A 19,416-nucleotide genomic window follows, 5' to 3' on the forward strand; every position below is an offset into this window, starting at 1 on the left:
ACTTCTATTAGATTGTCCAATTGAATGGCGAGGTTGGCACTGAGTATGAATACTCATCGCAAAGGTGGGATGCTCCCATCCTGTTTACGACTTGCATACTGAAGTTCTCGCTGCAACTTCTGATAGCTCAGCAGCCGTGCTGCATCGAGTCGCCCTTCTGCTACTGCCTGCTGAATCGCACAACCCGGGTCTTGCTCATGCTGACAATTGCGGAAATGACACTGTTGCGTCAGATCTTCAAGATAGAAAATTCCTTCAGGTAGATCTCTAAGAGCGGTCTTTTCAGTATACCTAAAGCAGGAACGCGCTGAGATCGTCGGAGGAGCAGGGAAAACAAGTTTTCTTTGCTCCTTCTAAATCATTTAGGCTTGAAACAGTCCTGCGAAAAATTTCAGGCGATCGCTCCTTACTCGCATCTACTAGAAATCAAGAACCTATGTCTACGATCGTGGTCGAACATCTCAGCAAGATGTACCCTGTTGCCGTTAAAGAATCTGGATTGAAAGGGACGTTGACCCATTTCTTTAAGCGCAACTACCGTCAGGTGAAAGCGGTTCAAGATGTCTCATTTAAGATTGAACCGGGAGAAGTGGTGGGCTTTTTGGGCGCAAATGGAGCCGGAAAAACTACGACGCTGAAAATGCTTACAGGCTTGATTCACCCGTCAGAAGGGCGCGTTACGGTTGCGGGCCATCTTCCGTTCGATCGTCGTGCGGCGTTTCTCAGACAAGTGACGCTGGTGATGGGGCAAAAGCAGCAATTGATCTGGGATTTGCCTGCGGTTGATTCTTTTCGGATTAATGCGGCAGTGTATGGAATTTCGGATAATGCGCTCGATCGACGGGTCGGCGAACTCAGCGAGATGCTATCTCTGGAAGGCAAACTGACGCAACCTGTTCGCAAACTCTCTTTAGGCGAACGGATGAAAGCCGAACTGCTCGCCGCCCTTTTGCACCAGCCACAAGTCTTATTTTTAGACGAGCCGACGCTGGGATTAGATGTCAACGCCCAAGTCGCCGTGCGAGAGTTTTTGCGCGAATATAATCAGCGCTATCAGGCGACGGTGTTGTTGACGAGCCACTATATGGCAGACATTACAGCGCTGTGTAAGCGAGTGTTGATGATCCACTTGGGGCAACTGATTTATGACGGCAGCTTAGAAGGGTTGGTCGATCGCTTCTCTCCGTGTCGCGAAATCAGCATCGAGTTTACTCAGACTTATTCTAAAGATCAACTCAGGCTCTATGGAGATTTGCAAGAATCAGACAAACACTCAGCGCGGTTTCTGGTGCCACAAGAAGCGCTGACTCGCACGGTTGCCAAGCTTTTAGGAGATTTAGAGATTTTAGATTTGACGGTGATTGACCCTCCGATCGAGGAAGTCATCGGGCGAGTCTTTCAAGCAGGAACCGTATCATAAGTAATAAAGCCTCTCATCTGCTACCCGTATGTCTGACTTGCCCGATGTCCAGCCATATCTAAAGTCAATTTGCGATCGCTATCAGCAGTGGTCGGAAAATTACACGCCGACGGATGCATCAGGAAAGCAGCAGCCAAAGAATAAGTTGCAGTCGCCGTTTAACTTTGGGCTAATGGTTCAGACTGTAAAAAAAGAGAGCCGAAAACCAGGGGAAGAAGAGAAAGTTGAACGATTTCCCGTTCTTGAAGGCGTTCGTAAATATGCAAAAAACCATGTTTTATTGGTTGGACGACCGGGATCGGGAAAATCAACAGCGTTGGCACGATTGTTACTCGACGAGGCAACTCAGCAAACGAGCATTCCGGTTCTGGTGGAATTGCGCTATTGGCAAGGCTCGATCGTTGACCTGATTTGCGAGGCGTTTGCCCGACATGAGCTTCCGTTAACGGCTCAAGAACTTGAACCTGTGTTGTCTCGATTAGCGCAGGGCGCAACTCCGAAGGAAATGCTCTTCTTATTCGATGGTGTGAATGAGTTGCCATCTGAAGAGGCTCGATCTCAGCTTTCTGCTTTTCGGCGCAATCATCCCAAGCTGCCGATGATCTTTACTACGCGAGATTTGAGCCTTGGGGGAGATCTAGGGATTGAAAAGAAATTAGAAATGCAGCCGCTCACAGAAGTGCAGATGCAAGCGTTTATTCGATCGTGTGTGCCAGAGCAAGCAGAGCAAATGCTGCGGCAGTTAAACGATCGATTGCGAGAGTTTGGGCAAACACCACTGCTGCTGTGGATGCTGTGTGAAGTGATCCAACAAACTCCTGATAATCGATTGCCTTCTAATTTGGCAGAAGTATTTCAGGCTTTTACAGCTATGTATGAAATCAGCAGTGTTCGTAAGCATGAAGTCGCCCTGTTAAAAGGAGATGTGAGACCGCTTAGCGATCGTAGATTGTGGAAAAAGGCGTTGAAAGCTCTGGCGTTTCTCATGATGCAGGGAGAGACACCTGTTGATTTTCGAGTGGTCATCGATCGAAATGAAGCAGAAAGCGAATTAAGCAGAGTTTTCCCGAAAGAGCAGTTTCCAGGTCGAGATATTTTGGATGACTTGCTCAAATACCATCTGCTGCAAAATCGAAGCGTAGACCAAATCGAGTTTCGCCATCAACTGATTCAGGAATATTATGCGGCAGAGGCGTTATTGGAGCAGTTGCCGCAGTTGGATGATGAGCAACTGAAACAGAAGTATCTCAATTATCTGAAGTGGACGGAGCCTGTCGCAACGGTATTAGCTCTAGTGGAGAGCGAAGATCAGGCGCTGAAATTGACGCAATTAGCGATTGAGGTTGATAAGATGCTGGGCGCACGTATGGCAGGGGAAGTCAAATGGGAATACCAAGTCAAAACACTGAACTTGGTAACTACCCTGAAAGTCTCCAAAGTCTTGAAAATTAAACTACTGGATGAAATGCACTCTGAAGCTGCTATTCCAGAGTTATGTCTAGCACTGGAGGACAAAGAAGATCTACGCATTACGCTTAAGGCATTAGGAAGAATTGGCAGTGATCAAGCTATCTGTAAGATTCCTCAAGCAATTAATAGCAATCCCTCTTCTGTTCAGTTTTTAGCAATCCGAATTCTAGAACAAATTGGAAGCAGAGTAGCGATCGCCGGATTACGCCAAATCGCCTTGAATACGGATTCTTCCGATATTAAACACAGAATAAATCAAGCTTTAAAGAAGCTAGAAGGCAGATCTACAGTTAAATCTCTTGCTCAAAATGCAACAGTTCATAAACTGCGTGTGGGCAATTCAGCCACAGTTGAGAAAGTATTACCTATACCAATTCAACAAGACATCTATCCTTCAATCCATAGACTAATTCAAAATCTTCTAGAACCTGAAGAGGCTTGCGTATGGGAGGAATTTGCAAAGATGTTAGAGAAACTGGAGGATAAAACAGCTATTCCTGTCTTACTTGCCACATTAGATGATGATACTCACATAACCTATATCCTTGCGCTTGGTCTCTTAGGATGTGAAAGAGTCATACCACGATTACTCAATGCTCTGAAAGATGAAGAAGAATTAGTACGTGGATTAGCTGTTTTAGCCTTGTCAAAAATAGGCACTCCTCCTGCGATCGCTGGTGTAATCCAAGCGTTAGAAGATAAAGAGCCAGAAGTTTGTGAAGTAGCAGCCGAGTCGCTCATACAACTTTCTCATGAAACAGCAGTACCTGGACTTTTACAGATTTTAGAGAATGAATGGTTAGACTCTGATTTGCGTATACGCGCTGCTAAAGCACTTATGACAATAGGAGTTGAAGATGCAATCGAAGGATTATTTCAGGCGCTTCAAGATACAAACTTTGAAATATCTTGGGCAGTGGCTGATATATTTAAAGCGGCGGGGAAAGACGAAATAGCTTTCCGTGAACTCTTTGAAAAAATTCAAGACGAAGACTATCATACTCGCTACCGATCAGCTATTTCACTAGGCTATCTCGGCGAGACTAGTGCTATTCCGATGCTAATCACAGCGATTGATCATGAAGATCAGGATATCTGCTGGAAGGCTATATATGTACTGGGAAGGTTTTCAGAGCATCCTATCCCAGCATCAACCCTACAAGCACTATATGAATTGGCTACACCGAGACTGATTCAACTTATTCTAAAAAGTAAGTTTAACGATGCCAAGGCAGAAGCAATAGAAGCACTTGGCAAGCTAGGAAATCCTCAACTACTATCTGAATTCTGGCATTACTCGTCTTCATCTCTAGAATTCTTGAAAGTGATCAAAGTAATCCAAAAGCGCTGGAATTTCTACAACTACGAAGTCTTTCAAGCCTATCTGGAAGCACAGAAGCCCGATCGACAAACCAGCCAAAACAGCGATCGCTCTCCCATCACTCAAAACTTCTACGCCCCAGTTAGTGCTGTTGCAGGTAACGTCGAAGGCAATCTAATCACGCCTCCACCCGATTCAGTAGAATAAACCCAGCCAACCCCAAAACCATTCTATGAACTTAGCCAACCACCCTGACACAACTGATCTCGCGATCGCACAATCTCAAGCCCTCCAAGCCCAACTCATTGAGATCTCACCCCAACTCTCGATCGAGCATCTCCAAACCCTCACCGACTTCGCCGCCTATCTCCTCGACAAAGCCTCCCACGAAGCCACACAAGAACTCAGCACCGACCCCAATCTCCTGACCAAACTCAAGCAAGCCCAATCCACCCCCACCAGTCAATTCAAAAACTGGAGAGAACTTCGTTCTGATGTATGAAGTCGTCTTACATCCAGATGCCGAAGCACTCTACATCAAGCTCGATCGCGCTACTGCCAAAAAAGTCGCTCGATGCTTCATCCATCTCGAACAAAATCCTCGCATACATCCCAACATCAAGCCACTTAAAGGCGACTTTGCAAGCATCTACCGTTTTCGCACAGGCGACTATCGCGTTCTTTATACGATCGACGATGACATCCAGATCGTTTCCATTCTCACTATCAAACATCGCAGCGAGGCATACGACTCATGAACAACACTCCTAAAGTACAGCAAAATTTTCACGGTTCTGTTTCAGGTGGAGTTGCAGGCAATGTAGAAGGAGACATGATCATTACGCAAGATCAGTCAACGACAGAGCAAAATTTTGAAATCTTACTAACAGACTACAAGCAGTTCGTTGATCAACTCCAGCAGAAATATCCCAATCTTGCAGACCCGATCGCTGTTCCTCAAATCATTGAAGTAGAAGCGAAACTGATCGAAGCGCAAGACCCGCAGCGCTGGCAAAACTTCCTCAGCCTCAAGCGGCTTTGGAAGGGCGGCAAAAAAGCAGGTGTCAAAGTCGGCGAACACTTTGCAGAAAATAATGTTTGGGCAAAAGGCGCGATCGCATTTCTTGAAGGCGTGAGCGAAGATGTGAAATAAACAATCCCTACAAACGCTCAAATTACCAAAGAGGTTCGCAATGGAATCCGCGCAAGAAACGATCAATCTTTTACAGGAAGCAGAGAAGCGTCTCAGACAGCTTTCTCCTGAACGGCTGCGAGTCGCCAGTGACTTTTTAGCCTACTTGGAAGATCGTGAGGTCAATGAAGCTACTCAGGAATTATTGAACATTTCGGGTCTCGAAGCCGCATTTCTTGAGGCAGTACAAGAGGCTGATGTGGGAGAAGTGGTGTCTTTCGACAGCATCCGCAGAGATGATTGAATTAAATTTCACACGCAAAGCACAGAAGTTTTATGAACAGGCAGACCCTTCTTTAGTTCGTCGGTTAAATCGCTGTTTTGAACAGTTACGTCAAGACCCATACAGCCGTGCAAACATCAAAAACTTAAAGGTGTATATGCTGGTTATTTTCGCTATCGAGTGGGTGACTGGCGGGTCATTTATACAGTTAAAGAAAGCAGCCAAACGAATGCAGAAAATACGAGTGAGTTTAGTCAAACCAGTTCGATCATTACCATTGTGATCATGGCTCATCGTCAAGATGTTTATCGAGACAATTAACTTCAATACATTTAATGCACATCAATTAATCAAAAGCGATGAAGCGACTTTTTAGAGTGATTAAAACAATGCTGCTCGTTTACTACGCCTATATGGTGGAGTATCGCGCAGAACTCATTTTGTGGGTGCTGTCTGGCTCGTTGCCGATCATTCTCATGGGCGTATGGACTCAGGCAGCCCAGCAAGGCAACTTTGGGTTGTCTCCAACCGACTTTGCCCGCTATTTTTTGGCGGTGTTTCTCGTCAGACAGTTAACCGTTGTTTGGGTGATTTGGGAGTTTGAGCGAGAGGTCGTTGAAGGCAAATTGTCATTTCGATTAATGCAGCCGATCGACCCTGTTTTCTATCACGTCATCTCTCACATTTCAGAAAAATTTGCGCGATTGCCGTTTGCGTTTTTATTAATTGGGCTATTCTTCTGGCTATATCCTGCCGCGTTCTGGCTACCGAGTTCTACTAACTTATTACTATTTCTAATTGCGACTGTGTTAGCGTTCGCACTGCAATTCATCATTCAATACACGTTTGCGATGCTGTCGTTTTGGACGGAGCGTGCAAGTTCGCTGCAAGAATTTTGGTTTTTGTTTTATTTATTTTTATCGGGCGTGATTGCACCGTTAGAAGTGTTTCCGCCAGTGGTGAGAACGATCGCACTGTTTACGCCGTTTCCCTATCTGGTTAATTTTCCGGCCAGCATCTTAGTAGGTTTGCCGACAAATATTGGGCAAGGGTTTCTCGTGATGCTGATTTGGGGCGTGGTGTTCTTTGTCTTAAATCGGTGGCTTTGGCGCAAAGGACTTAAGCAATATTCGGGAATGGGAGCTTAGTATGCAGCGATACTGGGATTTGTTGATGCTGTTTTGGAGTACGTCGATCGCGACAGAACTTGAGTATCGTACAAACTTTTTGGTAGCAGCATTCACCAGTCTGGGCGGACTTGCTGGGAGTCTATTCGGATTGTTTTTGTTCTACCGAACGGGCTACACCTTTGCGGGTTGGCGATGGGAAGAAGCCCTGATTGTGGTCGGAGTGTTCACGCTGCTAGAAGGCTTTTCGGCGACGTTTTTGGCTCCAAATCTCAATCGCATCGTGCGCCATGTGCAGCAAGGAACGCTGGATTTTGTCTTGCTCAAGCCGATTAGCTCACAGTTTTGGCTGTCAACTCATACGCTGTCTCCGTGGGGCTTACCTGATTTGATATTCGGGCTGATTGTTGTCATCTATGCGGGCAGTCGTCTGGGAGTTGGGCTGCAAAACTATCTGTCGAGTTTAATTCCGCTCACTTTTGGGTTGGCGATTCTCTATAGCCTCTGGTTTATGTTAGGGGCGACGAGCATCTGGTTTGTAAAAATCTATAACGTCACTGAGGTGCTGCGAGGATTGCTCGAAGCGGGTCGATTTCCGATGGCGGCATATCCGGCTACCTATCGATTCTTTTTCACGTTTGTGGTTCCCGTGGCCTTTCTGACAACCATTCCTTCAGAAGCGATGTTGGGTCGAACGAATTTAGGGTGGACGATCGCAGCGGCTTTGCTGGCGATCGCGCTTCTCTTTGCGTCTCGATTTTTCTGGCGCTTTGCGTTGCGTTTTTATACAAGCGCATCTAGCTAAGGGCAGAATAGTAAGTAGAGGAGGCACAATAGAAGTCGGACTCTTCACCTTGCAATCATGGCTTCGCCAATCATCGGAATCCCAAATCATAGCCGCAACGAAGCAGGTGAACTCTGCTTACCCGGAACTTATGTCGATGCGGTGCAAGCGGCTGGCGGAACTCCAATTTTGTTGCCGCCTAATCAACCCGATCTCAGACAGATTCTTGCCATATTAGATGGACTGATTTTGCCCGGAGGTGGTGATATCAGTCCGACGCTCTATAGCGGAATGGCTCACCCGACGATTTATTCGGTTGACCCCGATCGAGACGAATTTGAATTTTCCTTAGCGAAACTAGCGCTAACCGCCTCGATTCCCGTGCTAGGAATTTGTCGGGGAATGCAAATGCTTAATGTTGCGAGTGGTGGCGATTTGGTGACGCATGTGCCAGATATTTATGGAACCGCGATCGCGCATCGGCTCGATCATCCCCGTCGCCCGACTCAGCATGAGGTTGATATTCTGCCCGAAAGCCGACTAGCGACCATTTTGGGGACTACCCAAGCGACGATCGTCACCTGGCATCACCAAGCCGTACGGAATCTGCCCATTGAATGGAAAGTGGTAGCGAAAGCCTCTGATGGAGTGATAGAAGCGATCGAGCATCAACATCATCCGTGGATGTTTGCTCTTCAGTGGCACCCAGAAATGTCGGCTCAAGATCCTGCTCATCAGCGATTATTTCAGGCATTTGTTGAGGCGGCAAGGAGCAGAAAGCGCTAGAGCGTGGCAACAACCCGGTTTCGCTCAACGTCGTGATCAGGGTGTTAATTTTACGTGAATTCGATGAAGCTTTTCGCTGCGGTTGCCAGTCCGGGCTGCCCGCTAAATCCCCCCAAATTAGGGGACTTTGAACCGGGGGATTTAGGTAGCTCTCCCGAATTCATCACCGAAGCGAACGACTACTGTCGAACTGACGTTAACCTGAGAACCGAATTCTCACAGTTCAGGGGCAGACGATTTTCTAAGCATTGGAGCTAAAAATGCCACCAGTGCACCCAATGCAAACCCTGACACATTGCGAAACAGAGGCAGCCAGTCAGACGTGCGAGTCACCACCGGGCCGACCCCAAACGCGAGAAACAAAATGCCCCAAAGCGGCGAGAAGATCAGCGCCCACTGCCACGAAAAGCCCTGACCTTCTTGACCTTTGCGAGGCTGCCCGGCAAATCCAAAAATCACGCCTCCGATCGTCGAAGTTACGAGTGTCAGAATCCACTGTTCTCTCGGCAACCCCGGAACGACGCTACAGCCGTTTTGACGTAGGCACAGTTTGACAGCATCTAAGGCTTGAATGATTGACTGATCTTCCCCGTTTTCACGAACAAAAAATTGATTGCCAAATCGGGTTTGCAGCTCGATCCAAAAAGTCCGTGAGAGCAGGGGGAAGAAGTCATCTCCCACACTAAAGTTGAGAATGTTGCCCCCTCGCTGATCGGCGACCAGCATCACACTTTTACGATCGAGTCCCCAAAATTGTTTAACGGCAGTGCCAGGAGTGCGATCAAACTGAGTTAGCACCCGCAGTTTCCAACCCGTCTCGGCCTCAAATTCACCCAGATTCTTAGAGAGCGTCTCTTCCTGGACTGCGGTTAAGATCTTTGCCAAGTCAATCACATTTGTGGGCTGATCGGGCAATAAATCTGGGTTGTTATAAGCCTGGGCTGCGGGAGCGATCGTCCAGATCGAGAGCGTTAGACAAAAGACGGTGACTGCCTTCCAAAAAGGGCGACTCAAAAAATAGTGCATTGACGTTTGAGATAGGGGTCATTAAACGAGATGAACGGATGTCTGAGGGGATCACAGCGGCAAGCGTAGTCAGGCTTACCTTTCTTTACATTTGTTCACTCTAATCTAATATTAGGAGGCTAAGGGGAACCGAGTCAATTTGCTTGATAAATTTTGCCTAAAAAAGGCACCCATTGCAGGTGCCTGTGATCATCACGCCGAGAAAGACTAAAAATTGTTGTCACTCCGAGTCGGTTGTTGATCACTGCGATCGTGGGTGTCTCTCAGAGGATCGCGAAGTCCGTTTCTAGCCACCTCTGACGAATGGGAGTCTAACTCCAAGATTTCATTGCCTAAGTCATCGACTTCAGGATAAGCGAGATAGCCTGGAGAGGCATAGGGTCGATCGAGGGGTTCACTATTAGGCTCAGGGCGACGAGATTCGTTCAAATCGATCGAGTTACGTGTGGATGAAGAAAGGCGGTCACGTCTCGTTTTGGGAGCAGGCTGAGTTAGGGTTTTCCAAGCAGCTTTGGCTCCGGCAAACACGCTTCGACTTGTAGTTTGAGCCTTCTGGACTTGTTGTTTAACCCCGCTAATGCTCTGATCAACCTGCTTAACGACCTGACTCGAACTCTGAACGCCCTGACTAATATCGTCTGTCAGTTCAGTAATCTCTAGCCCCGTCAGCCGAATCGCCTCTAGCGTGGGAGGAAGCTCACGATTGAGCGTATCAAACAGCTTGTGGGCACTGCGAGCGGCTCTGCTCAACTCTTGAATGGCAGGCACCATGACAATCAAGACGGCAGCAATGCTCACCGCCACCAATAAGATCGAGAGTCCTAACCAGAAGATGGGATCAATCACCAGATTTCGCCTATAGCAAACGATCGCGTAAAGGAGGCTGAGAGTCAGTGGGTGGTTCCACCTCGGTGCGGTTGAGCAGTTGGTGTTCGCGCTGGGTCGCATCTAGCCCCGCAGAAACAGCTTCGCGTAGCCGCCCCAAAGTGCCATCCCAGTTTCGTAAAGCGGTTTCTGAGAGTCTATCTGCTTGAAGTTGCACAGTCGTTGATAAATCTTCTGCCAACTCTGGGAGAGCATCAGCAGATTTTTTGATTAGCTGCCGAGTTTCACGTCCGGTACGAGGTGCGACCAACAGACCTGCGATCGCTCCAAAGGTAGCTCCGATGATTATTCCTCCCAAAAATCCAGAACGATTGTTTGACATAATTCTCGCACTAATCCTTTGTTAACACCTACTCAGACCTTGCGTTTGGGTAAGTTAACCCTATTCTGCCAGAGTCTTGCTGAATCCTTCCAAGCCATAGGACAGATCTCAAAGATTTCAGTAGAGCCACTGACTCGTCTGTCTTCTATAAAGTATCTCAAGATTGGGAGCTAAGACCCTTGCAAAAGGAAATTTATGGGTAAAGGGGCACCGTTGATTATTTTCTCGGTTTGTTTTTCGACGTTCTAAAGGTTCGCTGAGACATTTTTGGAAGAGGCAAAAATTGGGCGCGCCGTCTCCAAACTGTTTGCCCTAAACTCAAGAGTGCCAGTGCTCGTCTGACTTGCTGATATTGAGGTTCTAATTTCTGATAGCTCTGTCGAAGCTGGTGAGTCCCAATCTGCCCTCTGAGAATCGCGTCGGGGGCACCGTGTAGCACAGCGTGGGTGTGTTGCTCGGCGATCAGCAGGGCATCGGCTGCGGTGGCGATCGCTCGTCTAAACTGCCACACTTTCCACGCTATATAAAAGCAGCCTAGCGCTAAGAGCAGATTGATCGTCACAACCGTTGTCACCATTGTCAGCATTTTTGTGTTTCTACGGAAGAGGTTCGCAGTTGCAACTAATGCTCAATATCATAGCGCCACCGCTTAAGAGAGCGAGTCCGCAATCAGGGAGATATCAAGATTTTGGTTTCCGTCTGAGCAGCGTTCCGGCGCTCAAAGTGGCGATCGCCACCAAACCAATCACTGACGTTGACTCTGGAACCGATTTTAAGGGGGCTGCACTGCCGTTGGCGCGCAATAGCCAATAACCCGCAGTGTAGACGTTATCATTGGTCAGCTTTAAAAGCGGATCGACGCTAGGAGCAAAATACGGGCTGGTAGAGGTGCCAGAAGAGGTGCTAAAAGCTAGCCAAGACTTCCCGGCTCTAGGAGGTGTGCCAGCGGGTGGAATATCGAGAGCCGCCGGAAATTGTCCTTCTAGCTGGTTAGGAAACAGAGCCGCTACATAGAAAGTTCCACTGACTTGCTGGCGTTGGTCAAGCACAATTCTAGAAAAAATGTCAGGACGCTTTGGATCAGGAGGGCGAACGATCGTATCTTTTTCAGCTAAAAGCTCTAGCTGTCCGTCTCCGTTAGCGTCGGTGTATAAAAAAACTTTTGCGGGTTCATTTGAGAGTCCGCTGTCAAGCAATTCGGTTTTGGTGCAGGGATCAGTGACCCGTGCGCCCCAAACGACATCGATCGAGTCAATAAATTCGCCCCCGGCTCTGGTGTTGAAAGAATTGAGCCATAGCAAATCGCCAAAAACGGGGGGCGGATTGGTTCTAGGGATCGGAGGGGAAGTCGCAGTACAAGAACTGGGAGTCAGCCCCACGGCAGCCTCACTCTTTCCATCGTCAATCTGGTAGACTGTGACGGCGTTCACCGCAGACGAAAAAGAGAGGGTTGCGATCGTGCTTAGGGTGACGAGTCTTGCTGTAAATTGCTGAAACATGAGACTACTCCGCCGGCGGGATAATGAGCGATACATTCAGGAACGAGTGAAATGACATGGGGGATGGTTCCAGACAACTCATCCGTATTTTGCTAGTAATTACTTAATCATTCCTACTGTGCTATTACTACTGAGCATTTAACGGATTTCCGGGAAAAATCGCTCTAACTTACGAGTTTTGGCGGAGGATCTTCGATAAATTTGCTGAAGTGAGTGATATATCGCACGTCGGTTGAAAGTCCTTTAGGAGTCCTGATTATTCAAAGAGTTAGCAGATAAAAGATCCCCGATTTTCAAGTTTTCATTTCATTAGATAAATCTAATCTAAGAATTAGTATAGGCACTGAGTTAAAAACTGCATAAAGTAAAGCGAGACTTCACAGATCTTTTTTAAATGTGTGCTTTCGGGCAAGCTCCCAACGTTGATAAAGCGATCGTTCGCTATCAGCAGTGATACGCTGGTTGCGATTCACTTCACGCGCAACTCTATGGCACCGTCTCAACTCTCTAAGCGAGTCTCCACTGCTTTACTCAACGCATTAGGGGCAGGAGTTGTTCCCCGCTTGGGGCTAGATCACATTGCTGTGGGGCGAGAAAAAGAAGTCGCGACGCTGCTGCAAGACTTAAGTAATATTGCGGCGGGCGGTGCGACGTTTCGCCTAGTGATCGGGCGTTATGGAGCCGGGAAAAGCTTTATGCTGCAATTGCTCCGCAGTCATGCCGTGGAGCAAGGGTTTGTGGTTGCAGATGCCGATATCACGCCCGATCGTCGCCTCGCCGGAACGAATGGTTCTAGCCTCGCGACCTATCGAGAACTGATGCATAATCTCACGACTAAGAGCCGACCTGATGGCGGTGCGTTGACCATGATTTTAGAGCGCTGGATTGCCGGAATTCAAACTCAAGTGGCACAGGAGACAGGTTTGAAGTCTAGTGATCGGGGGTTTGATGCTCACATAGAAGCCAAAATTCGAGCCGTCACTCAAGATGTTGCAGACTTGGTAAATGGATTTGAGTTTGCAAACGTAATCATTGCTTATTGGTCCGGCTACCGCAGTGATGATGATCTCAAGAAAGAGTCAGCATTGCGCTGGCTGCGAGGAGAATTTTCGACCAAAACAGAGGCAAAAGCTGCGTTAGGGGTGCGGGTAATTATTGACGATGATACCTGGTATGACTACATCAAGCTTTTGGCTCGATTTGTTGCAGACATTGGCTATAAAGGTCTGATCATTGTGTTAGATGAAGTGATTCACCTGCTAAAAATTTCAACTACGGTGTCTCGTCAAAATAACTACGACAAACTGCTGGCGATGTTTAACGATGTGATGCAAGGTAGAGTGTCACATTTGGGGATCGTGATTGGAGGCACTCCCCAATTTTTAGAAGATCCGCGACGGGGGCTTTATAGTGACCCGGCGTGGCAACGGCGCACGGCTCAAAGTGCGTTAGTTAGTCAGAGTGGCATGGTCGATACGATCGCGCCCGTGATTCGCTTAGAGCCGTTGAGCCAATCTGAAGTTTTGCAATTGCTGCAACGATTAGCAGAAATGCACAAGCACCACTACGACTACAGCAAGACGCTCTCGTCGCAGGAATTAAAGGAATTTTTGAGCGTGATTAGCGATCGAGTCGGGGCTGATAAATTGTTGACTCCCGGTGAGATTGTGCGCGATTTTATGAGCGTGTTAAATATCTTGCATCAAAACCCTCACCTATCTCTAAGTCAACTTTTGCAGCGTTCAGATTTTCAACCGAGTCGAGTCAGCAAAGTTGCCCAAGCAAAACCCAACGGCGAGTTTGCAGAATTCACTCTTTAACGTGAATTCGATGAGATTTATCGATTCGTCAAGAGCGGCTTCTGCCCCCTAAATCCCCCAGAATGGGGGACTTTGAACCGGAAATTTTGACTTGAAGTCCCCAAAGTTGGGGGATTTAGGGGGCGCGATGGACTGATAACGAAGTCGTCGAATTCACGTCTTTAGATCTTGATTAATTTGACATGGGTCATTTGGCACATGAGATATATGACAAATGACCCATTCACAAAAGCATTGCTAAAGCGATCGCACCCCAAAAAATCAGGGAGCCGATCGCGATCGACTCCCTGATCATTAGAAATTTCTAAGTAGCCAATGGAATGACTTAGAAAAAATTAACCACTACAAACGGGCTTGTCGTTTGCATTCAGTCTGACTTTCCCTTCGGTGCCATTGACCATGAAGGGCACTTGCTGATCACCGACCATGCGGACAAACGCAGGTCTATCCATCGCACAAGCTCTGATCGCACTTGACCAGGCTGAAAGGTCAGTAGCATTCTTATCGGTGATCGGCGTATTGCTGGTGATTGCCGGATCTTTCACAACCCGAAGCTCGATCGGCAATGTAAAAAAGGCAGGCGTGACGGGCGGGGTCGGAAATGAAACTTCTTTGATGCCCGTGATCGTTTCTTCTGAGAGCACCGTTGTTGTAGCCGTTGCGTCGCCGGGCTTTACCTCAGCAGACGGAGTAGTAGATGGGGTCGTGGTCGTGGGTTCTGGGGTGACTGGCTGAGTAGATGGCAAAGGAGTCGTCGGTTGCGTCTCGGTAGGAGTCATCGGTTGCGTCTCGGTAGGAGCCGTCGGCTGCGTCTCGGTAGAAGGGGTTTTAATCGGGTCTGTAGTTGTGGTTGAAGGCGTTATAGGAGTCGTCTCTGTAGAGGGTGTTGTTGGCTGAGTTTCTGTAGGTGTCGTTGGCTGAGTTTCTGTAGGTGTTGTTGGGGTTTGAGCGAGATTGGTATCGATCGATTGGGCCGCTCCCGGTAAGGCATAGCCTGTCAAAACTGCAATAACACTAGCAGCCACGATTTTTCTCAGCATAGTAAATTTTGTCTCCGTGAGTATCTGACTATATTTAGGACTCATCGCTTTAAAATTGTGAGCCTTGTGCAGGTTATCTAACAATGGAGCGGTCTCTCAATCCATCGGAAGATAGATTTTATTTATCATAAAAGGATTTTGACCAAAACGATATCTTGAGCGTAGAATGTGACGATCCTTGCCCTGCCTTAACTTGAGCCGCAAAAAAAGCTGAATGAAGTATTAGTGATTGAAAACTCTGAACTGATTTAGTTTTAGGTTTTTAATTTCTCAAGGTTTACCAGTGATTTTACTTTACTGAGAATTAGTGTTCATGCAGAATTCTTACCAGCGTCTTGCTCCTTTTATTCAAGATTATATTTATAGCAATGGCTGGACTGATCTGAGACAGGCTCAAATCGAAGCTTGTCGTGTTGTATTCGATACAGACAATCATTTGCTGATTGCAGCAGGAACGGCATCTGGAAAGACAGAGGCAGCATTCCTACCCGTGTTGACGTTGTTGTGTGAAAATCCTCCTCAGTCGGTGGGTGCGATGTATATCGGCCCGATTAAGGCACTGATTAATGATCAGTTCGATCGCTTAACTGATCTCTTAAAATACGCCGATATTCCCGTATGGGCGTGGCACGGAGACGTGACTCAAAGCCGCAAAAAAAAGCTGTTCACCGATCCGCGCGGCATTTTGCAAATCACCCCAGAGTCATTAGAAAGTCTGCTGATTAATAAAAGCGCTGATCTCGATCGCGTCTTTGGCGATTTGCGATTTATCGTGATTGATGAGATTCATGCTTTTATTGGCAGCGATCGTGGGGCACAGATTCTCTGTCAGCTTTCGCGTCTCGCCCAACTCACTCACAATCAACCGCGCCGAATCGGACTTTCTGCAACGCTGGGAGATTATCAACTGGCAGAAAACTGGCTGCGATCGGGCACCACTCGATCGGTGAGTACGCCACAAATCGAAGACGGGCAGCGCAACATTCAGCTTTCGCTAGAGCATTTCTATGATCCTGGAATGGTTGTGAGAGCGATCGGGGAAACCAAAGATTCAGCGTTTAACCCTTATCATTTGCATCTGTTTAATCAAAGTCAAGGGCGCAAATGTCTGATTTTTGCCAATGGGCGCACCGCAACTGAAGAGGCGATCGCAGCACTGCGAGAAATCGCCCACGCTAAAGGATTTCCCGATATTTATCACGTTCATCACGGCAGCATTTCAGCCGCTTTGAGAGAAACCGCAGAAACGGCGATGCGAAAACCTGATACGCCAGCCGTAACTGCCGCGACGGTGACGTTTGAAATGGGCATTGATTTGGGGCAACTCGATCGCGTCATTCAGCTTGAAGCGCCTGCTTCGGTTGCCAGCTTTTTGCAGCGATTAGGGCGATCGGGCAGACGAGGTGGCGCGGCTGAGATGCGGTTTGTCTGTGCAGAAGAGCGACCCACGGGTGAAGAATTATTGCCCGAACAGTTGCCCTGGCAGCTTTTGCAGTGCATTGCGGTCATTCAGCTTTATCTCGAAGAGCAGTGGATTGAGCCAGCTCGATCGATGCAATATCCGTTTAGTTTGCTCTATCACCAAACGATCAGCGTGTTGGCTTCGCGAGGAGAGCTTTCACCCTCGGCGCTGGCTGAACAGGTGCTAACACTGCCGCCGTTTCGTGCCATTTCACAAAATGATTTTCGGCAGTTATTGAGGCATTTAATCGACATTGATCACATCCAGAAAACGGCTGAAGGTGGGCTGATTATCGGATTGCGAGGCGAAAAGATCGCCCGAAATTTTAAGTTTTACGCCATTTTCCCTGATGTTGAAGATTACGTGGTTAAACGCGACGGAAAAGCCATCGGCAGCATTGTCGTGCCGCCCGGAGAGGGCGATCGCATCTCTCTAGCAGGACGAGTTTGGGAAGTGCTAGAAGTCGATGCCAAGAAAAAAGTGATTGCGGTGCAAGTGAGTCAAAAAACTGCAACCTCTAGTTCTTGGCGAGGCAGTGCAGGCGAGATTCACGATCGGGTGCTGCAACGCATGCGGCAAGTTCTGCAAGAGTCTACTGACTATTCATATTTGCAAGCAGGCGCAAAGCAGCGATTGCAGTTAGCTCGCGGGTTGGCACACAAAACGGGATTATTCAATCACTCGATCGTGCTTCTAGATGAAGCGCTTTGCTGCATTTTTCCCTGGGCAGGCACGATGGCTTTTCGCACACTGGAGCGCTTTTTGCGGGTCTACTGCAAAGAGACATTAGGGCTAAAAAGCATCAAGGCACGATCGCCCTATTTCCTAATCGTCAGACTCGGTAAGTGCAAGCTAGAAAGTCTGGACTATGAGATCCGATCGCTGACAGAAAGACGACTGAACGCGGATGAGTTGCTCAACTCAGACGAAGTTCCTCAACTGCAAAAATATGACGAATTCATTCCGCTTGAGCTACTTCAAAAAAGCTTTGTTGTGGACTACCTAAACCTGCAAGATTTAGCAAAAACAATTCAACGCTGGTAGAAATTGTTCGCACACTTGATTGTGTAAGCGCTTTGCTTATGATTTTTTCTCACAGCCGATGCCGTCTTTGTCGCGATCGAACCGATGCGGATCGGGAGACAACACTTTAAAGTTGCGATAAGAAATGTCTTTACAATCCAGGTCAGGCGGCGGGGAAGGAATGCAAACACTCGGATAGGCGGGATCGCAGTTTTTTGCCGTAGAAGATAGAGCAGCCAGCAGAAAAGGTGACGATACCAGTGCAGTTAAAGCACAGGTTAGAGCAAACGATTTCATTTAGCAACCAAAGCTATGATTTGATCATTAATATAACCTTTGAACTGAGTCGCGATACTATCATGGTCGATCAGTGGTGATGCAGCGATCGCGCCTCTCGGTTATTTCTGATTAACCGCAGCAAAGTTCTAGCACCTGATTGAGCTTGCCGCTGCGGTAGCTCTCTAGAGCTAATGTGAGATAGAGAAACCCGTAGGATTGAAGGGCTAAAATCAAATCACGCCCCATCTTGTAACCTGCTCACCATGCACCTCACTCCAGACGGACAGATCACGATTCCTCCCGAAATCCGCGATCAATTTGGAATTCTACCCGAAACCGAACTCGAACTTGAAATAGAAGGCAACCGCCTCTATATCAAGAAAAAACAACCCGCCGATCCGATCTCAACTTGGGTTGCCACCATGCGTGGAACGCTTCAGCACGTTACCACCGATCAAATCATTAGCCTCACACGCGATGGCGAAACCCCATGACCGTCCTCGTCGATAGCAACATCATTCTCGATATCCTCACCAACGATCCAAATTGGTTTAGCTGGTCAACCCATCAACTTACGACCTACGCTCGCCAAGATAAACTTGCTATCAACCCGATCATCTACGCCGAAATCGCCGTTGGATTTCCCCAAGAAGCCGCACTCCTAGCTGCACTCCCCGAAACTCTCTTTCAACGCTTCGCTTTACCCTGGGAAGCCGCCTTTCTTGCAGGGCAAAGCTTCCTCATCTATCGTCGTCGCGGTGGCACCAAAACTGCGCCAATGCCTGACTTTTACATTGGCGCTCATGCCACGGTTTCACAGTTGCCACTCATTACCCGTGATGCCAATCGCTACCGCACCTACTTTCCCAATCTCACTCTCATTTCTCCGTCCTAAAATACTATTATTTCTGATTGGCCGCAGCAAGTTCTAGTACCTGATTGAGCTTGCCGCTGCGGTAGCCTTCTAGATCCAACGTTACATAGAGAAACCCATAGGACTGAAGGGCTGAGACAAGTTGAGGCAAATCGGTTTGGATCACAAACTCTTTAACCTGATCGGGCAATACCTCAATGCGAGCGGTGTCACCCTCTGAACGAACGCGCAAATTTTGCCAACCCAACTTTCGTAAATAGACCTCCGATCGTCCGACTCGCTGAAGTTTAGCGATCGTAATCTCTTCGCCATAGGGAAACCGCGAACTCAGACACGGTTGAGACGGTTTATCCCACCAGGGCAGACCGAGATGTTTTGAGAGTTCGCGCACTTCGGCTTTGGTGACTCCGACTTCGGCAAGGGGCGATCGTGCCCCGCGTTCTTTTGCCGCCTGAATGCCAGGACGATAGTCGTGCAAATCATCCGCATTCACGCCATCTACCACATAGGGATAACCCCACTGCATTGCCATCGGTTTCAGCGTGTCGTGCAACTCACTTTTGCAAAAATAGCAGCGATTGACTGGGTTGCTGCTGTAATTGGGGTTGTCCATCTCGTGAGTTTGCACAACTTTATGAGCAATCCCCATCTCAGCCGCCTGAACTCGCGCATCTTCTAGATCTTCGGGCAATAGAGAAGGAGACTCGGCGGTAATGGCGATCGCACGATCGCCCAAAGCATCGACAGCAATCTTGGCAACCAATGTGCTATCAATGCCACCAGAGTAAGCAATCATTGCTGTCTCCATTTCGGCGAATAGAGTGGTCAGTTGCTCTAGTTTTTGTAGCAGCATAGTCATGAAA

At 47.9% G+C, this 19,416-nt stretch carries 22 protein-coding genes; 14 read left to right on the plus strand and 8 right to left on the minus strand.

Features of this window, described 5'->3' with window-relative positions; genetic code table 11:
- Nucleotides 1–436 precede the first annotated feature (436 nt).
- The 10 genes from C7B65_RS18550 (at nt 437) to C7B65_RS18595 (ending at nt 8,323) form a co-directional block, all read left to right on the plus strand.
- Nucleotides 437–1,420: an ABC transporter ATP-binding protein gene (locus C7B65_RS18550; RefSeq protein ID WP_073074253.1), complete on the plus strand. Its 984-nt coding sequence runs from the start codon at nt 437–439 to the stop codon at nt 1,418–1,420.
- Nucleotides 1,421–1,592: 172 nt separating this feature from the next.
- Entirely contained in the window at nt 1,593–4,418 is a 2,826-nt protein-coding gene (locus C7B65_RS18555) for a HEAT repeat domain-containing protein (protein ID WP_223257447.1), read from the plus strand.
- A 25-nt stretch (nt 4,419–4,443) separates the two neighbouring features.
- Nucleotides 4,444–4,713 (plus strand): hypothetical protein, encoded by a 270-nt coding sequence (locus C7B65_RS18560; RefSeq protein WP_073074251.1) that lies wholly within the window; start codon nt 4,444–4,446, stop codon nt 4,711–4,713.
- Nucleotides 4,706–4,969 carry a type II toxin-antitoxin system RelE family toxin gene (locus tag C7B65_RS18565; RefSeq protein WP_073074250.1) on the plus strand — a complete coding sequence of 88 codons (264 nt, stop codon included), beginning with the start codon at nt 4,706–4,708 and terminating at the stop codon, nt 4,967–4,969. Before C7B65_RS18560 ends, C7B65_RS18565 begins: the two co-directional genes overlap by 8 nt.
- Entirely contained in the window at nt 4,966–5,364 is a 399-nt protein-coding gene (locus C7B65_RS18570; RefSeq protein ID WP_073074249.1) for a hypothetical protein, read from the plus strand. Before C7B65_RS18565 ends, C7B65_RS18570 begins: the two co-directional genes overlap by 4 nt.
- A gap of 40 nt (nt 5,365–5,404) precedes the next feature.
- A complete protein-coding gene (locus tag C7B65_RS18575; protein WP_073074248.1) occupies nt 5,405–5,647 on the plus strand; it encodes a hypothetical protein in 243 nt (80 codons plus the stop codon).
- A gap of 159 nt (nt 5,648–5,806) precedes the next feature.
- Nucleotides 5,807–5,947, plus strand: coding sequence for a type II toxin-antitoxin system RelE family toxin (locus C7B65_RS28440; protein ID WP_219898644.1), 141 nt, complete (start codon nt 5,807–5,809; stop codon nt 5,945–5,947).
- A gap of 38 nt (nt 5,948–5,985) precedes the next feature.
- On the plus strand, nt 5,986–6,774 hold the full coding sequence (locus C7B65_RS18585; RefSeq protein WP_073074247.1) for an ABC transporter permease: 789 nt from the start codon (nt 5,986–5,988) through the stop codon (nt 6,772–6,774).
- Nucleotide 6,775: 1 nt separating this feature from the next.
- Nucleotides 6,776–7,558, plus strand: coding sequence for an ABC transporter permease (locus tag C7B65_RS18590; RefSeq protein ID WP_073074246.1), 783 nt, complete (start codon nt 6,776–6,778; stop codon nt 7,556–7,558).
- 57 nt (nt 7,559–7,615) lie between these two features.
- Complete coding sequence (locus tag C7B65_RS18595; RefSeq protein ID WP_073074245.1) at nt 7,616–8,323, plus strand: gamma-glutamyl-gamma-aminobutyrate hydrolase family protein; 708 nt, start codon at nt 7,616–7,618, stop codon at nt 8,321–8,323.
- 216 nt (nt 8,324–8,539) lie between these two features.
- Here C7B65_RS18595 and C7B65_RS18600 read toward each other — a convergent pair whose 3' ends face one another.
- The 5 genes from C7B65_RS18600 to C7B65_RS18620 form a co-directional block, all read right to left on the minus strand.
- Nucleotides 8,540–9,349, minus strand: a complete 810-nt coding sequence (locus tag C7B65_RS18600; RefSeq protein ID WP_073074244.1) for a TPM domain-containing protein — start codon at nt 9,347–9,349, stop codon at nt 8,540–8,542.
- 207 nt (nt 9,350–9,556) lie between these two features.
- On the minus strand, nt 9,557–10,195 hold the full coding sequence (locus tag C7B65_RS28445) for a DUF948 domain-containing protein (RefSeq protein WP_219898645.1): 639 nt from the start codon (nt 10,193–10,195) through the stop codon (nt 9,557–9,559).
- Nucleotides 10,196–10,205: 10 nt separating this feature from the next.
- On the minus strand, nt 10,206–10,556 hold the full coding sequence (locus tag C7B65_RS18610; RefSeq protein ID WP_073074243.1) for a YtxH domain-containing protein: 351 nt from the start codon (nt 10,554–10,556) through the stop codon (nt 10,206–10,208).
- A gap of 217 nt (nt 10,557–10,773) precedes the next feature.
- Nucleotides 10,774–11,133, minus strand: coding sequence for a hypothetical protein (locus C7B65_RS18615; protein WP_073074261.1), 360 nt, complete (start codon nt 11,131–11,133; stop codon nt 10,774–10,776).
- Between the two features lie 103 nt (nt 11,134–11,236).
- Nucleotides 11,237–12,055, minus strand: coding sequence for a PEP-CTERM sorting domain-containing protein (locus C7B65_RS18620; protein WP_106254093.1), 819 nt, complete (start codon nt 12,053–12,055; stop codon nt 11,237–11,239).
- Nucleotides 12,056–12,543: 488 nt separating this feature from the next.
- Here C7B65_RS18620 and C7B65_RS18625 point away from each other — a divergent pair, with 488 nt between their 5' ends.
- On the plus strand, nt 12,544–13,875 hold the full coding sequence (locus C7B65_RS18625; protein WP_073074260.1) for an ATP-binding protein: 1,332 nt from the start codon (nt 12,544–12,546) through the stop codon (nt 13,873–13,875).
- 335 nt (nt 13,876–14,210) lie between these two features.
- On the opposite strand, the gene C7B65_RS18630 is transcribed toward C7B65_RS18625, so the two are convergent.
- Nucleotides 14,211–14,900, minus strand: a complete 690-nt coding sequence (locus tag C7B65_RS18630) for a hypothetical protein (RefSeq protein ID WP_143162089.1) — start codon at nt 14,898–14,900, stop codon at nt 14,211–14,213.
- A gap of 328 nt (nt 14,901–15,228) precedes the next feature.
- Here C7B65_RS18630 and C7B65_RS18635 point away from each other — a divergent pair, with 328 nt between their 5' ends.
- Complete coding sequence (locus tag C7B65_RS18635; protein WP_073074240.1) at nt 15,229–17,421, plus strand: DEAD/DEAH box helicase; 2,193 nt, start codon at nt 15,229–15,231, stop codon at nt 17,419–17,421.
- A gap of 36 nt (nt 17,422–17,457) precedes the next feature.
- On the opposite strand, the gene C7B65_RS28450 is transcribed toward C7B65_RS18635, so the two are convergent.
- Nucleotides 17,458–17,697, minus strand: coding sequence for an excalibur calcium-binding domain-containing protein (locus C7B65_RS28450; protein WP_073074239.1), 240 nt, complete (start codon nt 17,695–17,697; stop codon nt 17,458–17,460).
- 245 nt (nt 17,698–17,942) lie between these two features.
- Here C7B65_RS28450 and C7B65_RS18645 point away from each other — a divergent pair, with 245 nt between their 5' ends.
- Nucleotides 17,943–18,173, plus strand: coding sequence for an AbrB/MazE/SpoVT family DNA-binding domain-containing protein (locus C7B65_RS18645; RefSeq protein ID WP_073074238.1), 231 nt, complete (start codon nt 17,943–17,945; stop codon nt 18,171–18,173).
- The gene (locus tag C7B65_RS18650; RefSeq protein ID WP_073074237.1) at nt 18,170–18,574 is read left to right on the plus strand and encodes a type II toxin-antitoxin system VapC family toxin; all 405 of its coding nucleotides are present in this window, start codon (nt 18,170–18,172) and stop codon (nt 18,572–18,574) included. The genes C7B65_RS18645 and C7B65_RS18650 overlap by 4 nt, the downstream gene beginning before the upstream one ends.
- 7 nt (nt 18,575–18,581) lie before the next feature.
- On the opposite strand, the gene larE is transcribed toward C7B65_RS18650, so the two are convergent.
- A complete protein-coding gene (gene larE / locus C7B65_RS18655) occupies nt 18,582–19,412 on the minus strand; it encodes an ATP-dependent sacrificial sulfur transferase LarE (protein WP_280523190.1) in 831 nt (276 codons plus the stop codon).
- Nucleotides 19,413–19,416: the final 4 nt, after the last annotated feature.

The organism is Phormidesmis priestleyi ULC007 (assembly GCF_003003695.1).
Taxonomy (GTDB): Bacteria; Cyanobacteriota; Cyanobacteriia; order Leptolyngbyales; family Leptolyngbyaceae; genus Phormidesmis_A; species Phormidesmis_A priestleyi_A.

Excerpts from the sequence above, each read along its gene's own strand:
- C7B65_RS18550 (WP_073074253.1), top strand. The coding sequence starts at position 437 with ATGTCTACGATCGTGGTCGAACATCTCAGCAAGATGTACCCTGTTGCC.
- C7B65_RS18555 (WP_223257447.1), top strand. The coding sequence starts at position 1,593 with ATGGTTCAGACTGTAAAAAAAGAGAGCCGAAAACCAGGGGAAGAAGAG.
- C7B65_RS18560 (WP_073074251.1), top strand. The coding sequence starts at position 4,444 with ATGAACTTAGCCAACCACCCTGACACAACTGATCTCGCGATCGCACAA.
- C7B65_RS18565 (WP_073074250.1), top strand. The coding sequence starts at position 4,706 with ATGTATGAAGTCGTCTTACATCCAGATGCCGAAGCACTCTACATCAAG.
- C7B65_RS18570 (WP_073074249.1), top strand. The coding sequence starts at position 4,966 with ATGAACAACACTCCTAAAGTACAGCAAAATTTTCACGGTTCTGTTTCA.
- C7B65_RS18575 (WP_073074248.1), top strand. The coding sequence starts at position 5,405 with ATGGAATCCGCGCAAGAAACGATCAATCTTTTACAGGAAGCAGAGAAG.
- C7B65_RS18585 (WP_073074247.1), top strand. The coding sequence starts at position 5,986 with ATGAAGCGACTTTTTAGAGTGATTAAAACAATGCTGCTCGTTTACTAC.
- C7B65_RS18590 (WP_073074246.1), top strand. The coding sequence starts at position 6,776 with ATGCAGCGATACTGGGATTTGTTGATGCTGTTTTGGAGTACGTCGATC.
- C7B65_RS18595 (WP_073074245.1), top strand. The coding sequence starts at position 7,616 with ATGGCTTCGCCAATCATCGGAATCCCAAATCATAGCCGCAACGAAGCA.
- C7B65_RS18600 (WP_073074244.1), bottom strand. The coding sequence starts at position 9,349 with ATGCACTATTTTTTGAGTCGCCCTTTTTGGAAGGCAGTCACCGTCTTT.
- C7B65_RS18610 (WP_073074243.1), bottom strand. The coding sequence starts at position 10,556 with ATGTCAAACAATCGTTCTGGATTTTTGGGAGGAATAATCATCGGAGCT.
- C7B65_RS18615 (WP_073074261.1), bottom strand. The coding sequence starts at position 11,133 with ATGGTGACAACGGTTGTGACGATCAATCTGCTCTTAGCGCTAGGCTGC.
- C7B65_RS18620 (WP_106254093.1), bottom strand. The coding sequence starts at position 12,055 with ATGTTTCAGCAATTTACAGCAAGACTCGTCACCCTAAGCACGATCGCA.
- C7B65_RS18625 (WP_073074260.1), top strand. The coding sequence starts at position 12,544 with ATGGCACCGTCTCAACTCTCTAAGCGAGTCTCCACTGCTTTACTCAAC.
- C7B65_RS18635 (WP_073074240.1), top strand. The coding sequence starts at position 15,229 with ATGCAGAATTCTTACCAGCGTCTTGCTCCTTTTATTCAAGATTATATT.
- C7B65_RS28450 (WP_073074239.1), bottom strand. The coding sequence starts at position 17,697 with ATGAAATCGTTTGCTCTAACCTGTGCTTTAACTGCACTGGTATCGTCA.
- C7B65_RS18645 (WP_073074238.1), top strand. The coding sequence starts at position 17,943 with ATGCACCTCACTCCAGACGGACAGATCACGATTCCTCCCGAAATCCGC.
- C7B65_RS18650 (WP_073074237.1), top strand. The coding sequence starts at position 18,170 with ATGACCGTCCTCGTCGATAGCAACATCATTCTCGATATCCTCACCAAC.
- larE (WP_280523190.1), bottom strand. The coding sequence starts at position 19,412 with ATGACTATGCTGCTACAAAAACTAGAGCAACTGACCACTCTATTCGCC.